5 protein-coding genes are annotated in these 5,179 nt (G+C 46.4%); 4 read left to right on the forward strand and 1 reads right to left on the reverse strand.

Annotated features, from left to right (window positions below):
- Positions 1 to 369 (reverse strand): DUF4124 domain-containing protein (locus A3750_RS06425; RefSeq protein ID WP_068548105.1); only part of this gene is annotated, 369 nt, incomplete at its 3' end.
- A gap of 425 nt (positions 370 to 794) precedes the next feature.
- On the opposite strand from A3750_RS06425, the gene A3750_RS06430 reads away from it, so the two are divergent.
- From A3750_RS06430 to pssA, 4 genes are all read left to right on the forward strand, one after another.
- Positions 795 to 2,516 (forward strand): acetolactate synthase 3 large subunit, encoded by a 1,722-nt coding sequence (locus A3750_RS06430; protein WP_068453639.1) that lies wholly within the window; start codon positions 795 to 797, stop codon positions 2,514 to 2,516.
- A 1-nt stretch (position 2,517) separates the two neighbouring features.
- Positions 2,518 to 3,009 carry an acetolactate synthase small subunit gene (gene ilvN, locus A3750_RS06435; RefSeq protein ID WP_068453640.1) on the forward strand — a complete coding sequence of 164 codons (492 nt, stop codon included), beginning with the start codon at positions 2,518 to 2,520 and terminating at the stop codon, positions 3,007 to 3,009.
- Positions 3,010 to 3,071: 62 nt separating this feature from the next.
- Complete coding sequence (ilvC, locus tag A3750_RS06440; protein ID WP_068453642.1) at positions 3,072 to 4,088, forward strand: ketol-acid reductoisomerase; 1,017 nt, start codon at positions 3,072 to 3,074, stop codon at positions 4,086 to 4,088.
- Between the two features lie 88 nt (positions 4,089 to 4,176).
- Positions 4,177 to 5,001 carry a CDP-diacylglycerol--serine O-phosphatidyltransferase gene (gene pssA, locus A3750_RS06445; protein WP_068548106.1) on the forward strand — a complete coding sequence of 275 codons (825 nt, stop codon included), beginning with the start codon at positions 4,177 to 4,179 and terminating at the stop codon, positions 4,999 to 5,001.
- Positions 5,002 to 5,179: the final 178 nt, after the last annotated feature.

The following is a 5,179-nucleotide window of genomic DNA, read 5'->3' on the forward strand; positions in this document are numbered from 1 at the left end:
ATTGATTCGCAGTCGTGCGCCTTCTGTCATCTTGGCAACGTTTTCTCGAACAGCATCGCATCGTTCTTTGCTGGCCTGCTGCCCCTGTTTTTTCGATAGGTCTTCGGCTTTTTTCTGAAGAGCCTGCTCTTTTTCTGGTGTGTTTGGTTGCGGCTCGCTTGACGGTTTGTTGCTGCTATTTCCTATGCTGCCTTTCCCGGTATGTACCTTGATTTTTTTAGCATCTTTTTGAGCGTTTGGTTTCTTGTCGGAGTAATGGGTGCGCCCGTCTTTGTCTGTCCATTTGTATATTTCGGCGCTCGCAGAAACGGTCACTAAACCAAAGAAAACGGATAGGATTAGAGCTTTTGTTAGTTGCGCTATTTTCATATAAAAACACCCAGAATTAGTAAGGGAATCATAAACTTGTTGCTTTAACTATAAACCAAACTGTGAATTTGGCTTTTTTTTCTGAGGTTTTTGCATTTTAGATAGCAATTTTTGGGTGCAGATGTTGACTCTGGTTAATTAAGTGTCAGAATTGCAGCTCGCTTAGATCCGGGGTAGTTTGTAGAGGCCTTTCCTAGTGGTTTTCTTATCCCCCCAGTGAGTTTATCTGTTGCGACGGCAACATTGTTTGTTTACTTGAAGAGCGCGTTTAAAAAATGCACGTGTTTTTCCGGCGTTACTCCCCGCCAGAACATTCAAGAAAAAACTCACTAAATTTGCATCGAAAACGCTTCCAAAAGAAGCGAGCGTTACTCGGATTAAGCTTCCATAGACATACACATTTTGTTTTATAAAAGGTAATTATCGTGGAGCTATTGTCTGGCGCCGATATGATTGCTCGCTCACTTGCAGACCAAGGGGTTGAGTACATATACGGATATCCAGGTGGAGCGGCGCTTCATATTTATGACGCGTTGTTTCGGCAGGATAAAGTAAAACACATTCTAGTTCGTCACGAGCAAGCTGCGGTTCATATGGCTGACGGTTATGCGCGTGCTACGGGTAAAGCGGGAGTTGTATTGGTAACGTCAGGCCCTGGCGCGACGAATACGATTACGGGTATCGCAACAGCGTTTACTGACTCAATTCCAATGGTCGTCCTTTGCGGTCAGGTACCATCTAACCTGATCGGTGAAGATGCTTTCCAAGAGACCGATATGATGGGGGTTTCGCGGCCGGTCGTTAAGCACAACATGGCGATCAAACATCCATCGGAAATTCCAGAAGCGATTAAAAAGGCATTCTATATTGCTGAGTCCGGTCGTCCCGGTCCTGTCGTTCTGGACATTCCAAAAGATATGACAGCGCCAAATGAGCGTTTCGAGTACAACTATCCGAAGAAGATTAAGTTGCGCTCGTACTCGCCCCCTACTCGAGGGCATTCCGGGCAGATTCGCAAAGCGGCAGAGATGCTTTTAAATGCGAAGCGTCCGGTCATCTACGCCGGCGGTGGGGTTATTTTGGGTGGTGCATCCAAGTCGCTTACGGATCTGGTTGAGCGCTTGAACTACCCAGTGACGTGCACATTGATGGGCTTGGGCGCATATCCTGGTTCAGGTGAGCATAGTCTAGGTATGCTAGGCATGCACGGTTCGTATGAAGCGAATCAGGCGATGCACAACGCAGATCTGGTTGTCTCCATAGGGGCGCGTTTTGATGATCGAGTGACCAATGGTACGGATAAATTCTGCCCGGGTGCTCGTATCGTTCACGTTGATATCGATCCAGCAAATATTTCGAAAACCATCAAGGTTGATGTGCCAATCGTCGGTCCGGTTGGCTCGGTGCTTAAAGATTTGCATGCAACGCTTGATGAGTTGGCTGGTTCGCCTGATCAGGAAGCAATCGCTGCGTGGTGGGAAAAAATTAATTCGTGGCGTGAATTTCATGGCGGTCGTTATGAGCCTTCAACTCAGGACAGCATCAAACCTCAGCAAGCTATTGAAGCGCTCTATAAAGTTACCCAGGGCAATGCATTCGTGACATCTGATGTTGGTCAACACCAGATGTTCGCTGCGCAGTATTATAAGTTCAACAAGCCTAATCGCTGGATTAACTCTGGTGGTCTAGGAACAATGGGCTTCGGCTTGCCTGCTGCAATGGGCATTAAGCTTAATTTCCCGGATGAGGAGGTAGTGTGCGTCACGGGTGAAGGTTCTATTCAGATGAATATTCAAGAGCTTTCTACCTGTAATCAGTACAACTTGCCATTGAAGGTGTTGCTATTGAATAACCAAGCTTTGGGCATGGTTAAGCAGTGGCAAGACATGAATTATGAGTCGCGTCATTCGCATTCGTATATGGATTCCTTGCCTGACTTTGAGAAGTTGGTAGAAAGCTATGGTCACGTTGGTATGACGGTCAATAAGCTTGATGAGCTTGAGCCTACTCTTGAAAGAGCATTTGCGATGAAGGATAAGCTTGTTTTCATTAACGTATATGTCGATCCGCTTGAGCATGTATATCCGATGCAAATCGCGAAAGGCTCTATGAATGATATGTGGCTAAGCAAGACGGAGAGGACATAACATGAGAAGAATCATTTCTGTCCTTTTAGAGAATGAGCCGGGTGCTCTTTCACGTGTTGTAGGATTGTTTTCGCAGCGAAACTACAACATTGAAACGCTAACGGTAGCGCCAACTGAAGATGCTTCTTTGTCTCGCCTTACGGTTACGACGACAGGCTCTGATAAAGTTATCGAGCAGATTACAAAGCAGCTAAATAAGCTGATCGAAGTGGTCAAGCTCGTCGATTTGACTGAGGGTTATCACATAGAGCGAGAGTTGATGCTCGTGAAGATGAAAGCGGTTGGATCTCAGCGGAGTGAAGTTGCTCGAACGGTAGATATTTTTCGCGGTCAAATTGTCGATGTGAGTAGCTCCGTTTATACGGCGCAGGTTACGGGTGATAGCGGAAAGTTAGATGCGTTTATCAAGTCGCTGCCAGAAGGTATTGTTTTAGAGGTTGTTCGAAGCGGTGTTTCAGGTATCGCTCGTGGTGAAAAAGTTTTAAGCCTTTAAGTTTTTTATGAATTAGTGCGCCCGACAGAGGGCGTAAAAGAAATATATAGTGGGGAGATTCCATGCAAGTTTATTACGATAAAGACTGTGACCTATCAATTATCCAAGGCAAGAAAGTTGCCATTATTGGTTACGGTTCTCAGGGGCATGCTCATGCGTGCAATCTGAAAGATTCAGGTGTTGATGTGGTTGTTGGTTTGCGTGCAGGTTCTGCGTCTGTAGCCAAAGCAGAGGCGCATGGTTTGACGGTCAAGCCTGTTGCGGAAGCTGTTGCAAGCGCTGACGTTGTTATGATTCTAACTCCTGATGAGTTTCAGTCTGTTCTATATAAGGACGAGATTGAGCCAAACATTAAGCAGGGCGGTACGCTGGCTTTCGCGCACGGTTTTGCGATCCATTACAACCAGGTTGTTCCGCGTGCAGACCTTGACGTCATCATGATTGCGCCAAAAGCGCCGGGCCACACTGTGCGTTCGGAGTTTGTTAAAGGTGGCGGTATTCCAGACTTGATCGCTATATTCCAGGATGCATCTGGCCAAGCTAAAAATGTTGCGCTTTCGTATGCGAGCGGCGTTGGTGGTGGTCGTACAGGTATTATCGAAACGACGTTTAAAGACGAGACTGAAACCGATTTGTTCGGTGAGCAGGCGGTTCTTTGTGGTGGTGCTGTCGAGCTTGTCAAAGCGGGTTTTGAAACGCTTACTGAAGCTGGTTACGCACCAGAAATGGCTTACTTTGAATGTTTGCATGAGTTGAAGTTGATTGTTGACTTGATGTACGAAGGTGGTATCGCAAACATGAACTACTCAATCTCAAATAACGCTGAGTATGGTGAGTATGTCACGGGCCCTGAGGTTATTAACGATGAGTCGCGTGCTGCGATGCGTAACGCTCTTAAGCGTATTCAGGATGGTGAATATGCGAAGATGTTTATCCAGGAAGGTGCAACCAACTACGCATCAATGACGGCGTATCGTCGTAATAACGCTGCGCACCCAATCGAAGAAACAGGTGCTAAGTTGCGTGAAATGATGCCTTGGATCGCATCGAACAAAATCGTAGATCAAGAGAAGAACTAAGCACTTCTCTTAATTAACGCTACAATTAACGGCCTGCAGAAGTTATTCTGTGGGCCGTTTTTTTTTGAAGGGATGGTGATCAAATCGCATGAGTGACGAATTAGACAAGAAAAAGTCTGTAAAGCCTGAGGTGGAGAATTCTTCGTTTGTAGAAACGGGTTTAAATGCATCTGAGGATCATGATGATGCCGAAAAAGTCGAGAAAGTGAAGAAGCGTGGCCGCGGAATTTATTTGCTTCCGAATCTCTTCACTACAGCCTCCCTGTTCTCCGGTTTTTATGCCATTGTAGCTGCAATGAATGGTCATTTTGAAAATGCAGCGATCGCTATTTTTGTATCAATGATACTTGATGGGCTGGATGGACGCGTCGCACGAATGACCAATACTCAGAGTGCGTTCGGAGCAGAGTATGATAGCTTGGTAGACATGGTGGCGTTCGGTGTTGCTCCTGCGCTAGTGGCTTTCTCTCTTAACCTGCAGACGTTGGGTAAAATTGGCTGGGTAGCCACTTTCATCTATGTGGCGGGCGCGGCTCTGCGTTTGGCGCGATTCAATACTCAAATAGGCTCAGTCGATAAGCGCTACTTTGTTGGCTTGCCAAGTCCGGCAGCTGCGGCTCTCGTTGCGGGCTTCGTTTGGGTGTTCCATAGCTTTGAGCAGACGATGTTTTTAACGTTGGTGACCATGCTCTTTGTGGCAAGTGCGGGAGTGTTGATGGTAAGTAACGTGCTCTACAACTCTTTCAAAGAATTTGATCTAAAGGCAAGGGTGCCATTTACTGCGGTGCTGGTGATGGTTCTCGTGTTTGCGGTTATTGCGCTGGAGCCGTCTTTCGTTTTGCTACTTGGATTTGTTGTCTATGCTGCATCAGGCCCGGTCACAAGTCTTTTGCGTAAGGTCCGAAGCAAATAGCCTCTCAAGTAGGGGAACTTCTGTTCCCTTAATGGTCTAAGTGTGACTGTTTCTCGTAACTTAGGAAAACGAAAAGGTCGCGCCATGCTAATTAAGGTTAAGTCAAATTCTGATCCGCTCTCGTCAGAGATTACCCCTGAAAGCGTTTATCTCAATCGTCGAAGGTTTCTTTCTCTCG

The organism is Oleiphilus sp. HI0079, from assembly GCF_001635105.1.

Excerpts from the sequence above, each read along its gene's own strand:
- ilvN (WP_068453640.1), top strand. The coding sequence starts at position 2,518 with ATGAGAAGAATCATTTCTGTCCTTTTAGAGAATGAGCCGGGTGCTCTT.
- ilvC (WP_068453642.1), top strand. The coding sequence starts at position 3,072 with ATGCAAGTTTATTACGATAAAGACTGTGACCTATCAATTATCCAAGGC.
- pssA (WP_068548106.1), top strand. The coding sequence starts at position 4,177 with ATGAGTGACGAATTAGACAAGAAAAAGTCTGTAAAGCCTGAGGTGGAG.